This window comes from Phyllobacterium sp. SB3, from assembly GCF_040009165.1.
In the GTDB taxonomy this organism is placed as follows: Bacteria; Pseudomonadota; Alphaproteobacteria; order Rhizobiales; family Rhizobiaceae; genus Phyllobacterium.
Window position 1 is genome coordinate 427,027 of sequence record NZ_JBDYKI010000003.1, and the last position, 15,496, is coordinate 442,522.

General features: G+C 52.0%; 14 protein-coding genes and 1 riboswitch. Of the genes, 8 read left to right on the forward strand and 6 right to left on the reverse strand.

Annotated elements, in window-relative coordinates; all coding sequences use genetic code 11:
- Positions 1 to 13 precede the first annotated feature (13 nt).
- From ABKW30_RS13235 to ABKW30_RS13245, 3 genes are all read left to right on the forward strand, one after another.
- Positions 14 to 1,015 (forward strand): ABC transporter ATP-binding protein, encoded by a 1,002-nt coding sequence (locus tag ABKW30_RS13235; protein ID WP_348599391.1) that lies wholly within the window; start codon positions 14 to 16, stop codon positions 1,013 to 1,015.
- A gap of 103 nt (positions 1,016 to 1,118) precedes the next feature.
- Complete coding sequence (mgrA, locus tag ABKW30_RS13240) at positions 1,119 to 2,180, forward strand: L-glyceraldehyde 3-phosphate reductase (RefSeq protein ID WP_348599392.1); 1,062 nt, start codon at positions 1,119 to 1,121, stop codon at positions 2,178 to 2,180.
- 135 nt (positions 2,181 to 2,315) lie between these two features.
- On the forward strand, positions 2,316 to 3,626 hold the full coding sequence (locus ABKW30_RS13245) for a UDP-glucose/GDP-mannose dehydrogenase family protein (protein ID WP_348599393.1): 1,311 nt from the start codon (positions 2,316 to 2,318) through the stop codon (positions 3,624 to 3,626).
- Positions 3,627 to 3,634: 8 nt separating this feature from the next.
- Here ABKW30_RS13245 and ABKW30_RS13250 read toward each other — a convergent pair whose 3' ends face one another.
- From ABKW30_RS13250 to ABKW30_RS13265, 4 genes are all read right to left on the reverse strand, one after another.
- Entirely contained in the window at positions 3,635 to 3,955 is a 321-nt protein-coding gene (locus ABKW30_RS13250; protein ID WP_348599394.1) for a lipid-A-disaccharide synthase N-terminal domain-containing protein, read from the reverse strand.
- 79 nt (positions 3,956 to 4,034) lie between these two features.
- The gene (locus tag ABKW30_RS13255) at positions 4,035 to 5,684 is read right to left on the reverse strand and encodes a thiamine pyrophosphate-binding protein (protein WP_348599395.1); all 1,650 of its coding nucleotides are present in this window, start codon (positions 5,682 to 5,684) and stop codon (positions 4,035 to 4,037) included.
- On the reverse strand, positions 5,668 to 6,867 hold the full coding sequence (locus tag ABKW30_RS13260) for a CaiB/BaiF CoA-transferase family protein (RefSeq protein WP_348599396.1): 1,200 nt from the start codon (positions 6,865 to 6,867) through the stop codon (positions 5,668 to 5,670). Before ABKW30_RS13260 ends, ABKW30_RS13255 begins: the two co-directional genes overlap by 17 nt.
- The gene (locus ABKW30_RS13265) at positions 6,864 to 7,805 is read right to left on the reverse strand and encodes an alpha/beta hydrolase (protein ID WP_348599397.1); all 942 of its coding nucleotides are present in this window, start codon (positions 7,803 to 7,805) and stop codon (positions 6,864 to 6,866) included. Before ABKW30_RS13265 ends, ABKW30_RS13260 begins: the two co-directional genes overlap by 4 nt.
- Before the next feature lie 483 nt (positions 7,806 to 8,288).
- Here ABKW30_RS13265 and ettA point away from each other — a divergent pair, with 483 nt between their 5' ends.
- From ettA to bluB, 3 genes are all read left to right on the forward strand, one after another.
- A complete protein-coding gene (gene ettA, locus ABKW30_RS13270; protein WP_348599398.1) occupies positions 8,289 to 9,938 on the forward strand; it encodes an energy-dependent translational throttle protein EttA in 1,650 nt (549 codons plus the stop codon).
- Between the two features lie 116 nt (positions 9,939 to 10,054).
- The gene (locus ABKW30_RS13275; protein ID WP_348599399.1) at positions 10,055 to 10,663 is read left to right on the forward strand and encodes a molybdenum cofactor sulfurase; all 609 of its coding nucleotides are present in this window, start codon (positions 10,055 to 10,057) and stop codon (positions 10,661 to 10,663) included.
- A 25-nt stretch (positions 10,664 to 10,688) separates the two neighbouring features.
- Positions 10,689 to 10,882: riboswitch (cobalamin riboswitch) on the forward strand.
- A gap of 45 nt (positions 10,883 to 10,927) precedes the next feature.
- Positions 10,928 to 11,671, forward strand: coding sequence for a 5,6-dimethylbenzimidazole synthase (bluB, locus tag ABKW30_RS13280; RefSeq protein ID WP_348599400.1), 744 nt, complete (start codon positions 10,928 to 10,930; stop codon positions 11,669 to 11,671).
- Here the strand turns inward: bluB and ABKW30_RS13285 are convergent.
- On the reverse strand, positions 11,604 to 11,921 hold the full coding sequence (locus ABKW30_RS13285) for a DUF2293 domain-containing protein (protein WP_348599401.1): 318 nt from the start codon (positions 11,919 to 11,921) through the stop codon (positions 11,604 to 11,606). The genes bluB and ABKW30_RS13285 overlap by 68 nt on opposite strands.
- Before the next feature lie 128 nt (positions 11,922 to 12,049).
- Here ABKW30_RS13285 and ABKW30_RS13290 point away from each other — a divergent pair, with 128 nt between their 5' ends.
- Positions 12,050 to 13,057, forward strand: a complete 1,008-nt coding sequence (locus ABKW30_RS13290; RefSeq protein ID WP_348599402.1) for a metalloregulator ArsR/SmtB family transcription factor — start codon at positions 12,050 to 12,052, stop codon at positions 13,055 to 13,057.
- On the forward strand, positions 13,057 to 13,983 hold the full coding sequence (metF, locus tag ABKW30_RS13295) for a methylenetetrahydrofolate reductase [NAD(P)H] (RefSeq protein ID WP_348599403.1): 927 nt from the start codon (positions 13,057 to 13,059) through the stop codon (positions 13,981 to 13,983). Before ABKW30_RS13290 ends, metF begins: the two co-directional genes overlap by 1 nt.
- A 490-nt stretch (positions 13,984 to 14,473) precedes the next feature.
- Here metF and ABKW30_RS13300 read toward each other — a convergent pair whose 3' ends face one another.
- Complete coding sequence (locus ABKW30_RS13300; protein ID WP_348599793.1) at positions 14,474 to 15,373, reverse strand: DMT family transporter; 900 nt, start codon at positions 15,371 to 15,373, stop codon at positions 14,474 to 14,476.
- Positions 15,374 to 15,496 lie beyond the last annotated feature (123 nt).

Below are 15,496 nucleotides of genomic sequence, written 5' to 3' on the forward strand. Positions count from 1 at the left end.
CGGGAACAAGACATTGGGTTCTTTGAAGATCGAAAATATCGTTAAGTCCTTTGGCCACGTAGATGTACTGAAAGGTATCGATCTTGAGGTGGAGGATGGCGAGTTTGTCATTTTTGTCGGACCATCGGGATGTGGAAAGTCCACATTGCTGCGCGTAATCGCGGGTTTGGAAGATGCAACTTCCGGCGAAATCCTGATTGATGGCAAGAAGGTCAACAATACGCCCCCTGCAAAACGCGGCATTGCGATGGTGTTCCAGACCTATGCGCTCTACCCGCATTTATCAGTTCGCGACAATATGGGCTTGGGGTTGAAGCAGGCAGGAAAACCTGCAGACGAGATTAAGGAGCGCACCAAGGTTGCATCCGCGATGTTGTCGCTGGATGATTATCTGGAACGCCGCCCTTCAGAGCTTTCCGGCGGTCAGCGCCAGCGCGTTGCAATCGGCCGCGCTATCGTGCGTGAGCCGAAGCTGTTTCTCTTTGATGAACCGCTGTCAAATCTGGATGCGGCACTACGCGTGAACACGCGACTTGAGATTGCCCGCCTTCATCGTCAACTCAAAGCAACCATGATCTACGTGACGCATGATCAGGTTGAAGCGATGACGCTCGCTGACAAAATCGTTGTTTTGAACAAGGGCAAAATTGAGCAGGTCGGGTCGCCTATGGAGTTATACAACTCTCCACAGACTGTCTTTGTGGCCGGTTTCATCGGCTCCCCGCAGATGAACCTGATCGATGCGACGAAGCTCGGCCAGAGTGATGCGAAGACCATCGGTATTCGTCCTGAACATATTCAGGTAAGCGCCACATCCGGCGAGTGGAAGGGTTCTGTCATCCACGTCGAGCATTTGGGTGCCGACACGATAATCTATCTTCAAACCGATTTCGGACCGCTCACTGTGCGTTTGTTTGGAGAACACCAATACGATGTCGATGGCATCCTCTACGCGACGCCAGACGCAGGGCGCACCTATCGCTTCGATAATGATGGGAAAGTCATTAAAGCGTGACGATTCATGTCATGACATCATAAACTGTTTGGGTCATAGTCCCGCCGCACAAAGAGTCGCCTTCGTGTGCGGCCTATGAAATGATGAAAACAGGACGAATGTTATGGGCTATATCCCGGATTCCAAGCGTTACGACAAAATGAAGTATAATCGCTGTGGTCGTAGCGGGTTGAAACTGCCAGCGATCTCGCTGGGTCTATGGCACAATTTCGGTGACGATACGCCTCATAATGTTAAGCAGGCCATCTGCCATCAGGCTTTCGATCTTGGCATTACGCATTTTGATCTGGCCAATAATTACGGCCCACCTCCCGGCTCAGCGGAAACCGCTTTTGGTGAAATTCTACGAACAGATTTTAAAGCCTATCGCGACGAACTGATTATCTCGTCCAAGGCAGGCTACGGCATGTGGCCCGGTCCTTACGGCGAATGGGGTAGTCGTAAATATGTGATCGCCAGCTGTGACCAGAGCCTGAAGCGGCTCGGGCTCGACTATGTTGATATCTTCTATTCACACCGTTTTGATCCTGACACGCCTCTTGAAGAAACGATGATGGCGCTTGATCATATTGTCCGGTCCGGCCGCGCTCAATATGTCGGGCTTTCCTCGTATAATTCCCACCGTACGCGTGAAGCAGCTGCAATTCTTGAAGAACTGGGCACGCCATGCCTTATCCACCAGCCCAGTTACTCTATGATCAATCGCTGGATTGAGGAAGATGGTCTGGTTGATACGTTGGAAGATTTGGGTATTGGGTCAATCGTGTTCTCGCCTCTGGCGCAGGGAATGCTGACAGACAAGTATCTCAAGGGCGTTCCAGAAGAGAGCCGTGCAGCGCAGGGTAAATCACTCAACCCGAACTTCCTTAGTGATCAGAACATCGCGAATATTCGCTCGCTAAATGATATTGCGTCCCGGCGCGGGCAAACCCTTGCACAAATGGCTTTGGCTTGGGTGTTGAGGAAGGGCCGGATCACCACCGCATTGATTGGAGCCAGCAAACCACAACAGGTCGTTGATTGTGTAAAGGCGCTTGATAATCTCGAGTTCACCGACGCTGAGCTTACCGAGATCGATACCTATGCGAATGACGCCAATGTAAATCTCTGGGCTGCTTCTGCTGAACGCAAGGGTCCTGAGCGCAAGCCAGTCAAACTGGATTGATCATACAGGCTTATCAACGCCCGGTGGCATTAAATGCCACCGGGCGTTGCAAGCGATTGGCATATTGCGCCAATTATGCGAAATGTCTGCGCCAGAAACTGATACAGCCCAAAAGATGCGGATTGGAATTTTTCGATGAAGATTGCGATGATCGGGACCGGATATGTCGGTCTGGTATCGGGAGTGTGCTTTGCCGAATTCGGCTTTACAGTCACATGCGTAGATAAAAACCCTGCTATCGTCAAACGCCTGCAAGCGGGCGAAGTTACCATTTTCGAGCCGGGTCTGGATGAGCTTCTGGCACGTAATGCGCGCGATGGCCGGCTGACGTTCACAACAGAGCTTGCCGAAACTGTTGCTGAAGCCGATGTGATTTTCGTTGCCGTCGGCACGCCTTCAAGGCGCGGTGATGGTGAGGCGGATCTTCAGTACATTCATGCCGCTGCCGATGAGATTGCAGCGGCAATGAAGCCGAACGCAGTTGTTGTCATTAAATCCACAGTGGTTGTCGGCACAAATGCCGATGTGAGGGATCGCATCGCCAAGGCACGGCCGGGTGTGCCGTTCTCCATGGTGTCCAATCCGGAATTCCTGCGTGAGGGCTCAGCAGTCGAGGATTTCCTGCGGCCGGATCGTGTTGTGGTTGGCGTGCATGATGATGCGGGCGCCGATGCAATGAAGCGGGTCTATCGTCCGCTTTATCTGCGCGAGACACCCATGATCGTCACAACGCTGGAAAATGCCGAGATCATCAAATATGCGGCCAACGCTTTCCTCGCGATGAAGGTGACCTTCATCAATGAGGTGGCCGATCTTTGTGAGAAGAGCGGCGGCAATGTGCAGGATGTTGCCCGTGCGATTGGCATGGACAACCGGATCGGCTCAAAGTTCCTGCATGCAGGCCCTGGCTTTGGCGGTTCGTGCTTCCCGAAAGATACCCGTGCCTACGCCGCGACGGGGCGTAAGATGAATGCACCTCAGACACTGATCGAGCAGGTCGTCACGGTTAATGAGCAGCGCAAGCGTTCAATGGCTGAGCGGATCGTGGAAGCCGCAAAGAGGAGCGGTGCCAAGTCCGTTGCCGTGCTCGGAATAGCATTCAAGCCCAACACGGATGACATTCGCGAGTCCCCGGCTTTGGACATTGTTCCCGCCTTGCAGAGTGCAGGCCTTGCCGTGCGGGCACACGATCCTGAAGCCCGTAGCGCAGCGGAACAGGTTTTGACAGGTGTTACTTGGTGCAAATCGGCTTACGACGCCATCGAGGGAGCGGGCATTACTGTGCTTTTGACGGAATGGAATGCCTATCGCTCGCTCAATCTGAAGACGGTCTCAGACTTGATGAGCGGCAATATTCTGTTCGATCTGCGTAATGTCTTCAATGAACAGGAACTGGAAGGCTCAGGTCTTGAGTATCACTCCGTAGGTCGGCCGCTGATTGGGTAAGTGATCACTTACGTATCTATCGTCAACGCTTTCTTCTCGTTGGCGATGAGCCATAAATTGCGCACATAGACAAACAGGCCAAATCCTTGGCCTGCAATAAAAACGGGGTCCTTGCGAACGATAGCGTAAACGAAAAGCAGGGCGCCACCAAAGAGCGAGAAGAACCAGAATGCCACCGGCATTACGCTTTTCTTTGCTTTTTCGGAAGCAAGCCATTGGACGACAAAGCGCATAGTGAAGCAAGCTTGAGCGAAGAAGCCCAGCAAGATCCAAGCGTCAAACTGTTCGATAAAAACCGTATGCAGCCAATTGGAAAATGCTTCAGCCATTGCTGATCTCCATATTATTCAGGGAAGTTCCCTCTCGGGCGGGCTCAATAACACTGAATGCCCCCGTACACCATCGGGTTTATGTGCGGTTGCGGAAGTCACTCAATGTTTTTGCCGGAGTGATCGCTTCAGGATCAAGCCGAATTTCGATAATGGCCGGTTTTCCACTCTGCAGCGCGCGTTGCCAAGCACCTTCGAACTCTGCGGTTGTTTCTACCGTTTCACCGTGGCCACCATAGGCTCTGGCGAGCATGGCGAAATCGGGATTGGTCAAGTCCGTGCCGGACACCCGGCCCGGATATTCTCGTTCCTGATGCATGCGGATTGTGCCGTAGATGCCATTATTGATAACAAGAACAATGATCGGCAGATTGTATTTTACTGCGGTAGCAAAATCCTGCCCATTCATGAGAAAACAGCCATCTCCGGCAAAGCAGACGACAGTACGTTCGGGATGAAGCTGTTTCGCAGCTACTGCGGCGGGAAGGCCATAACCCATTGATCCGGATGTGGGTGCGGCCTGCGTTGCATAGCGGCGAAAGCGATGGAAGCGATGCAGCCACGTCGCATAGTTGCCCGCTCCGTTGGTCATGATCGCATCTTCAGGCAAAACTGTTTCAAGGTATGACATGATCGGTCCCATCGCGACTCTGCCCGGCCCGCTTTGCGGCGGTGTCGACCATTCAAGATACGACTTATGCGCCGCATCAGCTTCGCCCGGCCAGTTGATATGTGAAGGTGGCGCGAGATGCTCAACCGTTTCGGCGAATGCGTCAGGAGCAGAATTGATCGCAAGCGCGGGGCGATAGACCCGTCCCAACTCGTTTGCGTCAGGGTGGATATGTATCAGGGTTTGTTTTGGATAGGGGCTGTCCATCAAGGAATAGCCGGAAGAGGGCATTTCACCAAACCGCCCACCAACGAGTAGCAATACATCCGCTTCCTTTACGCGTGCACCCAGCGCCGGATTAACGCCAATCCCCACATCGCCTGCGTAATTGGGGTGGAGATTATCGAAAAGCATCTGACGCCGGAAAGAACAGCCGACGGGAAGGTGCCATTTCTCGGCAAAATGGGTGATCGATTTGACTGCTTCAGGACTCCAACGCGATCCGCCCAAAATCATGAATGGCTTAGTCGCGCCCTGCAGTATGTCCGCAAGCTTTTCGATGCTGGCAGCGGATGGGCCAGTTTCCACTGGTTGCCAAGGCTTGGCCGCAACTGTTTCAACGGTATCAGTAAGCATATCCTCAGGCAGTGCCAGAACAACCGGGCCGGGTCGGCCTGATGTTGCGATCGAGAACGCACGGGTTACAAATTCAGGAATACGCCGGGCATCATCAATTTCGGCAACCCATTTGGCTGTATCAGCAAAAAAATGGCGGTATTCCACTTCCTGAAATGCCTCACGCTCACGAGCGTCGCGTTGAACCTGCCCGATAAACAGGATCATTGGTGTCGAATCCTGCATGGCGATGTGTATGCCGGGTGAGGCGTTTGTTGCCCCCGGTCCGCGCGTAACGAAGCAAATGCCGGGCTTGCCGGTAAGCTTGCCCCAAGCCTCGGCCATCATAGCTGCGCCACCCTCAGCGCGGCAAATCGTTATGCCGATTTTTGCATCATAGAGCGCATCCAATACTGCCAGATAGCTTTCACCCGGTACGCAAAACAACCGTTCCGCACCATTGGCGGCCAAGGCCTCAACGATTAACTCACCGCCTGTCTTCATCGGATGCGTCCTTCAGTTGTTGGAGAATATCGGCACTGTGCTCTCCCAAACGAGGTGACGGCCGTGTGTAAGTCAGTGGTGTTTTCGACATGATGATCGGCGTGCGCACAGAGGGGATGGAACTGCCGTGAGAATCCTCAAGGTCGAGCCGCAATTGGCGGGCCACGATTTGAGGGTCTTCGAACATCTCGCCGATCTTGTTGATTGGTCCTGCCGGCACCGCATTTGCCGCGCATGCATCAAGGAGTTCCGCACGCGTTCGTTTCAGGGTTTCGGTACTTATCATTGATGTCAATGCAGAACGATTTTCGAGCCGTGAGCGATTTGTCAGAAAGCGTTCGTCGCTTGCCCATTCAGGATGCTCGATAATCGAACAGAATCTGGCAAATTGTCCGTCATTGCCGACCGCAAGTATCATGTGACCATCAAAAGTCGGTACAACTTCATAGGGTGAGATATTCGGGTGGGCGTTGCCCATGCGGTTAGGACTATTTCCTGTCGCCAGATAATTCATCGCCTGATTGGCCATTACTGCAGACTGCACGTCGAACAGGGCCATATCAACCATTTGCCCTTCGCCTGTCTTGGCGGCGTGAGCGAGGGCGGCTTGAATTGCAATGACAGAATAAAGTCCTGTGAACACGTCCGCTACCGCCAGGCCCACTTTCTGGGGCTGCCCATTCGGGTCACCAGTAACTGACATCAAGCCTGACATTCCCTGAATGATAAAATCATAGCCTGCTTGGGCAGCATAAGGGCCGGTCTGGCCGAAACCTGTGATGGAACAATAGACGAGGCGGGGATTTTCAGCGCTGAGGCTTGCATAATCTAGCCCATACTTGGCTAGCCCGCCCACTTTGAAATTTTCCAGAACGACGTCCGCATTCTGGCAAAGTGCTTTTACTGTTTCCTGTCCCTCTACAGTCGTGAAATCGACTGTAATGGAGCGCTTGCCACGGTTGCAGGAATGGAAATAAGCAGCGGAAAGGTTCTCGCCTTCTGCGCTTGTAATGAAAGGAGGACCCCAGCCACGTGTCTCATCGCCTCCTGCCGGATTTTCGACTTTGATTACATCGGCACCGAGATCAGCAAGCACTTGGCCGGCCCATGGCCCGGCGAGCACACGTGCTAATTCAATGACCCGTATGCCCTTCAGCGGAGCATTCGCCTGAACGTTGCTCATTGGCTTGCCTTGGATGTTGCGCGGATTGCCCAATCGGCAAATTCGCTCATGATGAGATCGCGATTAATTTCGTTCAGACCCTCATGCCGGGTATGTGCGTAGATTTTGGTCGTAACATCGCTAAAGCCGAGCTTTTGCATTCTCTGTTCCAGATCTTTTACGGAAGTGCCTTTGGCTGTGGCAGGGTCCTTGGCACCACCCACCAGATTGATCGGTAGATCGCGACGCAGCTTACCCAGCAATCTATCGTCGGCTCCTGTGAATACCAAATCGAATGTGTCTCGCCACATGCTGACGGTCGGGCTCCAGCCACATAATGGATCGTTCACGTAGAGATCGACCTCCGCCGGGTCCCGCGACAACCAGTCAAATGCTGTGCGTGGATTGTCCACGCTTCGATTCCATTCCTGGAATGTGAGCCTGGGTAGTAGCATGCTCGGAACGTCGGAACCCAAAAACATGCGTTCGGCCAGAATGATGCCTTGCGCGAGCCTACCCAATAGACCGCCGGAGAAGTTCGCATTCCAGATTGCAGCTGCATCGACTTTTTCTTGATGCTTTAGCAGGTAGTTTAACGTGACCAAACCACCTAACGAATGCCCGAAAATTATTACAGGCAAATTAGGATGGCGCTCACGAGCGTGGTTATTGACAGTATCTACATCACGCAACACCGCGCCCATACCATCTCTCGTCGCGAATCGACCTATGGGCGCATCCAGTGCTTTTGTGAATCCATGACCACGATGATCGTGCGCATAGACATGAAAACCCTTCTCGCTCAAAAGCTCGGAAAATCGTTTATAGCGCAAAGAATGCTCGGCTAATCCGTGGTTTATCTGAATAATTGCACGAGGATCTGCTTTTGCTGGCATGTGGCGTACTGCAATAGCGGTATCACTGGAAGCAGATAAAATTTCCGGATTATCAAATGTCATGGCGAACCTGTTTGTGCAGATGCCAATTGAGAACGTGCCGCAAAATTAGTCAACGCTGAAAACAATCTGCAAAATACCCTTAATTTTGGAATATTATGCACAATAATTAGCCAGTATACCTGCTATGCAATTTTATTTTGCAAAAGCACTTGCAAACCTCTTAAACTTGCCGCAGAACTTTAAACCTAAAGCACATTAGTTCCCGATTATTACAATTGTTAGTGGATCGTGGATCAAATGGTGTAGTCGCACTAAGGAAACATGTGGCGACTGAATTAGTTTACATGGCCGTTACTGGGGAGAAGAGGACGCTTCCCGTTGCGGCACCAGAGGGGAAACCGGGTGACGGAAATATCCGCGCCCGGTTTCGCTCGTTTGGTGGAGGTGAAATTCGTGGCTATCCATTGCCACAGCTAAGCCTTTCGCCTACATACGGCGCAAATTCATTCAAAAGAAATCCCGAGCATCGGAGTGACGCGCGTTATGGCACGCCAATTCATCTATCACATGTCCGGCCTGAACAAGGCATATGGAACCAAGAAGGTTCTCGAGAATATCCACCTGTCTTTCTATCCGGATGCCAAGATCGGTATTCTCGGCCCGAACGGTGCCGGTAAGTCGACTGTTCTTAAAATTATGGCGGGTCTCGACAAGGAATTTACAGGCGAGGCCTGGCTGGCCGATGGCGCTACTGTCGGTTATCTGGCGCAGGAGCCCCATCTCGATCCCACCAAGGACGTGATGGGTAACGTCATGGATGGTGTCGCCGACAAAAAGGCCATCCTTGATCGATATAATGAATTGATGATGAATTACTCCGACGAGACAGCCGATGAAGGCTCCAAGTTGCAGGACGTCATCGATTCTCAGAATCTTTGGGATCTGGAATCACAAGTCGAAATGGCAATGGAAGCACTTCGTTGTCCACCCGGTGACAGCGAAGTGACCAATCTTTCCGGTGGTGAGCGCCGCCGTGTTGCATTGTGCCGTCTGCTCTTGTCGCAGCCGGATCTTCTTCTACTCGACGAACCGACCAACCATCTGGATGCGGAAACAACTGCGTGGCTGGAAAAGCATCTGCGTGAATATAAGGGCTCAGTGCTTTTGATCACGCATGATCGCTACTTCCTTGACAATGTGACTGGCTGGATTCTCGAGTTGGATCGGGGGCGTGGTATTGCTTACGAAGGCAATTACTCTGCGTATCTCGGTGCAAAGTCCAAGCGCATGCTGCAGGAAGGCCGCGAGGATGATTCACGCCAGAAGGCACTGGAACGTGAACGTGAGTGGATTTCCGCTAGTCCGAAGGCGCGTCAGGCCAAATCAAAGGCGCGCATCAAAGCCTATGATGCCTTGGTTGATGCGGCCAATGACCAGCGGCCCGGGGATGCGCAGATTCTGATCCCTGCGGGCGAACGCCTCGGTCAGGTTGTTATCGAGGCTGAAAACCTTACAAAATCTTTCGGTGATCGTGTTCTTATCGAAAACCTTACTTTCAAGCTGCCACCCGGTGGCATTGTTGGGATTATCGGACCAAATGGCGCCGGTAAAACCACCCTGTTCAAGATGATCACCGGTCAGGAAAAGCCAGACTCCGGCTCCATTCGCGTTGGTGAGACAGTCAACCTTGGATATGTAGATCAGAGCCGCGATCATCTGAAAGCTGACAAGAATGTCTGGGAAGAGATTTCCGGCGGCACTGACATCATCAAGCTTGGCAAGCATGAGATGAATTCCCGTGCTTATGTCTCGGCGTTCAATTTCAAAGGGACGGATCAGCAGCAGAAGGTTGGAAATCTTTCCGGTGGTCAGCGTAACCGTGTTCACTTGGCCAAAATGCTTCAGTCCGGCGGCAATGTTCTTCTTCTTGACGAACCGACGAACGATCTGGATACGGAAACCTTGGCAGCCCTTGAGGACGCGTTGGAGAAATATGCAGGCTGCGCCGTGATCATCAGCCATGATCGCATGTTCCTCGACCGCCTTGCGACACATATCCTCGCCTTTGAAGGCGACAGCCATGTCGAGTGGTTTGAAGGCAACTTCGAAGACTATGAGAATGACAAGATTCGGCGCCTTGGTCCGGATAGCGTCAATCCCAAGCGTCCCAGCTACAAGCCATTGACCCGCTGATTATCTGGGAGAGCCGAGAGGCTCTCCCATCATTCATTATGACGTTGGCATCAGACATATTTGCTGGATTTGACGAGTGATTTTTCTAGAATGCAGAAAACTCCTTGGAGCAAACAATGACTGATCTGTTCGGCCATCAAGATGAAATACTTCCATCACGCAAAATCATCGGGCGTGTGAACGGGCTGTTTGAGGCGCTTGAGAATGACTTTGTTACGAAGCCCACGAATTCGCTGGAGCTAACATTTGAGGGTATCGTAGGTGACTTCCATGCCGGTCCAACCCGCAAATCTGGTGGTCGCGAACCTTGGTATCCGCGTGGAACAGTGATGCGCAATGAGCGGCATCTTTCAATTCTCGGTACTGACGAGCTTGAAGAAGTTGCCGCCGGTATGGGCTTGCCGGAACTTAAAGCCGAATGGATCGGCGGGAACATGGTCATTTCCGGTATCCCGTCACTGTCCATGCTGCCGCCGAGGTCTCTCATGTTTTTCGAAGGTGGGGTTACCTTGAAGGTCGACGGACAGAATGCTCCCTGCAAGATTGCTGGTCGTTCAATCGCTGCGCATGCCGACACGCCTGATGAGACCACGACTGCGCTGGATTTCGTACGTGTGTCAAAGCGCTCGCGTGGCATCGTGGCCTGGGTTGAAAAGCCCGGCATTATACGCGCTGGCGAAAAAGTCGACATTCGCATTCCCGAACAATGGATTTACAGAGCCTGAGGCTTGCGCGACAAGTTTTTTCGTGGCGAATAGAAACTGGTCCGGTGCCCGCAATTGGAAGATTGCAGGAGAATCGGGAAGCCGGTGAAAATCCGGCACGTGCCCAACGCTGTAACGGGGATGATTGCGCATTATGCCACGGTGGCCGAGAGGCTGCAGGAAGGCGCGCAGTTCAGTTGAACCTGAGTCAGAAGACCGGCCGGACCTCATAGCCCAAACTGCGCGGACAGCGGTGAGGGTTTCAAGCGTTGTTGGGAGCAAACAATGCACGAGATTTCGCAAGGCCTAGTCCAAGCTGCTAATTTTTCTGATGATGAGAGAGCTGCCGTTTATAAAGTCATTTATAACCGCCGTGATGTCCGCGATCAGTTTTTGCCTAAACAAATCGATGACAACGTTTTGATGAGATTACTTGATGCGGCGCATCATGCGCCTTCCGTTGGCTTTATGCAGCCTTGGAACTTCATTACTATTCGGGACGTGGCCCGCAAGAAGCAGGTGCATCAAGCTTTCTCTAAAGCCAATGAAGAAGCGAAGGCCTTGTTCGAGGATGATCGCCAGGCGCTCTATGCTTCCCTCAAACTTGAGGGCATCCTCAAAGCGCCAATTAATTTATGCATTACATGCGACCGCACGCGCGGTGGAAAGATCGTGCTTGGCCGCACGCATAATCGCCAAATGGATATTTACAGTACTGTGTGTGCTGTCCAGAATCTTTGGCTTGCAGCTCGTGCCGAGGGCATTGGGGTTGGCTGGGTAAGTATATATCACGATAGCGATATGCGCCAAATACTGGGTATTCCAGATCATATCGAGATCGTCGCCTACCTATGCCTTGGCTATGTCGAAGAGCTTTTTGATGTACCGGAACTGGAGAAAAAGGGCTGGCGCAAAAGGATTCCGCTTCAGAACCTGATATTTGAAGAAGGCTGGCGTGGTTTCAACTCGGGTCTTCCTCATCTGGATCGAGAAGACGTGTCGACCGCCATTCCGTCAGCTTGCGATTGATTGCCTCAAGGACGAAAAAGCGGGCTGACTCCTTATCGTAACCTTCGTCGCGAAGTGCGTCATAGTCTGTATGCTGGTGTCGCACATGGGCGACCGCCGCGAGCCAGATAGCAATAGGCGGCGGCAAGGTTTTCATGTGGGGTGCGCCTGCAGCTGCACGTATCGGTTCCGAATCCGAGTAGGGAACAGCGGGTAAAAGCAGTGTCAGCGCTTTGTTGATGGAACGCTGACGGTTCGTTCCTGCACTCATTGATAGCTCTCTTGTTTGATTCTTCCATCTATTTCAGACACGCCAGAAATTGTCGTCAATGGCAAATAGTTCTTGCTAAATTATCCGTCATGACATAAACATATCTTTATATCTTTTGAGGATTGATTATGGATCGGCACAATCTTAATCTGGACCTGATGGTTGATACATTGAAAGCGGCGGCTGAACCCAGCCGGCTGCGTATTCTTGCCCTGCTATCACGTGGCGATCTCACAGTTTCTGATCTTACTTCCATTTTGGGTCAATCCCAGCCTCGCGTTTCACGTCATCTCAAATTGCTGTTTGAAGCAAGCCTGATTAACCGCTACCAGGAAGGTTCGTGGGCCTATTTCCGTTTGGCGGAATCCCTGATCGTCGGGGATATTGCCCGTTCCCTGCTGGATCGTCTGGATTGCTCCGATCCTCTGCTGGAACGCGATCTTGAACGTCTCTCTTCCGTGAAGCTGCAGCGCCGTGAACGTGCGGCCGCCTATTTCAGTGCAAATGCTTCGAGTTGGGATGCGATCCGCTCTCTGCACGTTCCGGACGGCGCTGTTGAAGAGGCTCTGACCAAGATCGTAGGTACACGGCCCTTTCAGGCAATGCTTGATGTGGGAACAGGTACAGGTCGTCTGCTTGAGCTTTTTGCACCCCTGTATGTCCGTGGTGTCGGGATTGATATCAATCGCGATATGTTGACGATTGCCCGCTCAAATCTTGAAAAATCGGGCGTTGCGAATGCGCAGGTGCGTCAGGGCGATGTTTATTCATTGCCGGTCGATAAAGAGTCTTTCGACCTTGTGACTGTCCATCAGGTGTTGCACTTCCTTGACAATCCGGCCGAAGCCATTCGCGAGGCTGCCAGGGCATTACGGCCCTCGGGTCGAATGTTGATCGTCGATTTTGCCCCGCACGAGCTTGAATTTCTTCGCGATAGACATGCTCATTTGCGGCTGGGTTTTCATGACGGACAGATAAAGGACTGGCTGACCGAGGCCGGGCTGATGCTGGAAGAAAGCATGGAATTGCAACCTAAAGATAAAGACAAGCTGACTGTTAAATTGTGGCTGGCACGCGACCCACGCCTGCTTATTGCCGATCCTGTTTCAACCTCCCGCATTACGGAGAGTGTATAATGAGTTTCTTCCGCCAATCCCGCCGTGCTGATCTCGGTACTAATATCAGGGTTTCATTCGAGTTCTTTCCGCCGAAAACTGAGGTGATGGAAGAGCGCCTGTGGGAAACTGTAACGCGACTGGCACCCCTTAACCCGGAGTTTGTCTCGGTGACCTACGGGGCAGGTGGTTCTACTCGCGAGCGTACAGCGCGCACTATCAAGCGTATTCTCACCGAAACCGAGGTGAACGCAGCGGCGCATTTGACCTGCGTTGATGCGACGAAGGAAGAAGTTGATACGGTAATCCGCGAGTTTGCAGCCATGGGTGTCAATCGTTTTGTTGCCTTACGCGGCGATCCTGCAAGCGGCGTTGGTGCGCACTACAAGCCAACTCCCGGCGGTTATGAAAATGGTGCGGAACTGGTTGCCGGACTGAAAGCCTTCGCGGATTTCGATATTTCAGTTTCCGCTTATCCGGAAAAGCATCCCGAAAGCCCGGATTTTGCAACTGATATCGATATGCTGAAGCGTAAGGTCGATAATGGTGCAACCCGTGCGATCACGCAGTTCTTCTTCGAAAACGATCAATATGAGCGTTATGTCGAAAAAGTTCGTCGTGCCGGCATATACATTCCGATTTTGCCGGGAATATTACCTATTCACAACTTCACGCAGGTCACTAATTTCTGCTCCAAGGCAGGTACTCACATACCTGCATGGCTGGCTGAACGGTTTGACGGGTTGCAGAATGACGAGCAGACCCACGCGCTTGTGGCTTCAGCGGTTGCCGCAGAACAGGTGCTCGATCTGGTAGAACGTGGTGTGCAGGATTTCCACTTCTATACAATGAACCGGGCCGATCTGGCATTCGCTATATGTCATCTGATCGGTATCCGCCCGGACTCCAATGCGCTGGCGGCAAATCTGGCGGGCGCTGCAGCCTAAAGGGACTAAAAGGTGAAACGGCCCGGTTGCTTTAACCGGGCCGTTTCGTTTGTTTTATCGCTTAACGGTCAGAGACCATCTCCGTAGCGCTCATAATTCAATTCAAGGTATCAGTCCTACGACCATTGCACCAATAAATGCGAACGCTGCACAGATCATAAGGACATTCATCGATCGAGTTAGTCCCATCGCTTGTCTCCTGCAGTTAACCCACATAACATAGCGCAAATTCGCCACAGAAAAAGCCTAAATATTACCGGAACATGACACCAGTGTTGGAATTTTTTTCCCCTATATTGGTAAGTTTCTGAAAATAAACGCATTTAAACGTTTAAAAATATCGAAAAAACTGAAAAATTCCTCGGCGTGCGGTAAAATTTTGCAGCGCGTCAAAATTGTCGCGCTGGGGGCTTAGAGCGCTATTTTGCCACATTTTTGACAGGATTAAGCCTCGGGTTTTCGGGCTAACTATTGATATTTTATGACAATTCTATCTTTTTCTGTCGGATCGCAGCAATGCAACAAACCGCCCATCAATAATCAACAGGCCGAAGGCAATGAGAGCCATCCCGAGAATGTCCTGAAGGGCGAGGGTCTCGCTGAGAAAAATTGTTCCAAGCAGCACTGCGCTAACCGGCACGATCAACGTGACGAGCGAGGCATTGGTAGCTCCGGCAGCCTTAACAATAGAGAAAAAGAGAATATACGCGAAGGCGGTCGATAAAATCGCCAACCCGAGTATGGCCGACCATATGCTTGGAGCAATTGCCCCTAGGTCTGGAAGGCCGTCATAAAGCATCACGATGGGGAGCATCACAATCGTTGAGGCGGTTAGCTGGCCTGTTGCGGTGACAGTTGGTGGTATTCCTTTGAAGCGTTTGGCTAGAATGCTAGCGAATGCATAGGACAGCGTCGCTATAATAACAGCGATCTCTGCCCAAAGCGGCCCGCCCAATCCTGTAAGAATTCCCGGTCCGATCATCACGATGATCCCGGTAATCCCTAAAATTATGCCGCCTAGCTTTGCAGGCGTGACTTTCTCATCCGCAGTCAGGATAGTTGCCAAGATTACGGTCCAGATCGGAGTTGTTGCGTTGAAGATCGATGCAAGACCAGCACCGAGCGCTGTTTGACCTATGAAAAGCAGCGAAAAGGGAATGACGTTATTCAGCAAGCCAAGACCGGCAAAGCCCAGTGCATGACGGCGATAGTCCCAGAAATTGACACCACGGCTGACCAGATAGATATGGAGAGCCAGTGCTGCGATAACAACGCGAAACAACACCAGCGTCAGGGGCGGTACCACCTGCACTGCGATACGTGCGAAAAAGAATGAACCACCCCAAATTGCGCCTAGCAGCAGCAATTGCAGCCAAACGAAGCCAGTCATTGAAAGGGGCGGTGGTGTTTTGGCATCGGCAATGGACACGGAATGACCCTTTCGGAGTGGAGTGGAGTGCAAATCCTTATGCTTTTTATTGTGAGTCGCCACCCGATTCTTGCGGAAGAAGGC

What these genes read in the sequence shown, in the direction of transcription:
- ettA (WP_348599398.1), top strand. Translation starts at nt 8,289, where the DNA reads ATGGCACGCCAATTCATCTATCACATGTCCGGCCTGAACAAGGCATAT.
- ABKW30_RS13260 (WP_348599396.1), bottom strand. Translation starts at nt 6,867, where the DNA reads ATGAGCAACGTTCAGGCGAATGCTCCGCTGAAGGGCATACGGGTCATT.
- ABKW30_RS13285 (WP_348599401.1), bottom strand. Translation starts at nt 11,921, where the DNA reads ATGAGTGCAGGAACGAACCGTCAGCGTTCCATCAACAAAGCGCTGACA.
- ABKW30_RS13290 (WP_348599402.1), top strand. Translation starts at nt 12,050, where the DNA reads ATGGATCGGCACAATCTTAATCTGGACCTGATGGTTGATACATTGAAA.
- mgrA (WP_348599392.1), top strand. Translation starts at nt 1,119, where the DNA reads ATGGGCTATATCCCGGATTCCAAGCGTTACGACAAAATGAAGTATAAT.
- ABKW30_RS13255 (WP_348599395.1), bottom strand. Translation starts at nt 5,684, where the DNA reads ATGAAGACAGGCGGTGAGTTAATCGTTGAGGCCTTGGCCGCCAATGGT.
- ABKW30_RS13265 (WP_348599397.1), bottom strand. Translation starts at nt 7,805, where the DNA reads ATGACATTTGATAATCCGGAAATTTTATCTGCTTCCAGTGATACCGCT.
- bluB (WP_348599400.1), top strand. Translation starts at nt 10,928, where the DNA reads ATGCACGAGATTTCGCAAGGCCTAGTCCAAGCTGCTAATTTTTCTGAT.
- ABKW30_RS13245 (WP_348599393.1), top strand. Translation starts at nt 2,316, where the DNA reads ATGAAGATTGCGATGATCGGGACCGGATATGTCGGTCTGGTATCGGGA.
- ABKW30_RS13275 (WP_348599399.1), top strand. Translation starts at nt 10,055, where the DNA reads ATGACTGATCTGTTCGGCCATCAAGATGAAATACTTCCATCACGCAAA.
- metF (WP_348599403.1), top strand. Translation starts at nt 13,057, where the DNA reads ATGAGTTTCTTCCGCCAATCCCGCCGTGCTGATCTCGGTACTAATATC.
- ABKW30_RS13300 (WP_348599793.1), bottom strand. Translation starts at nt 15,373, where the DNA reads ATGACTGGCTTCGTTTGGCTGCAATTGCTGCTGCTAGGCGCAATTTGG.
- ABKW30_RS13250 (WP_348599394.1), bottom strand. Translation starts at nt 3,955, where the DNA reads ATGGCTGAAGCATTTTCCAATTGGCTGCATACGGTTTTTATCGAACAG.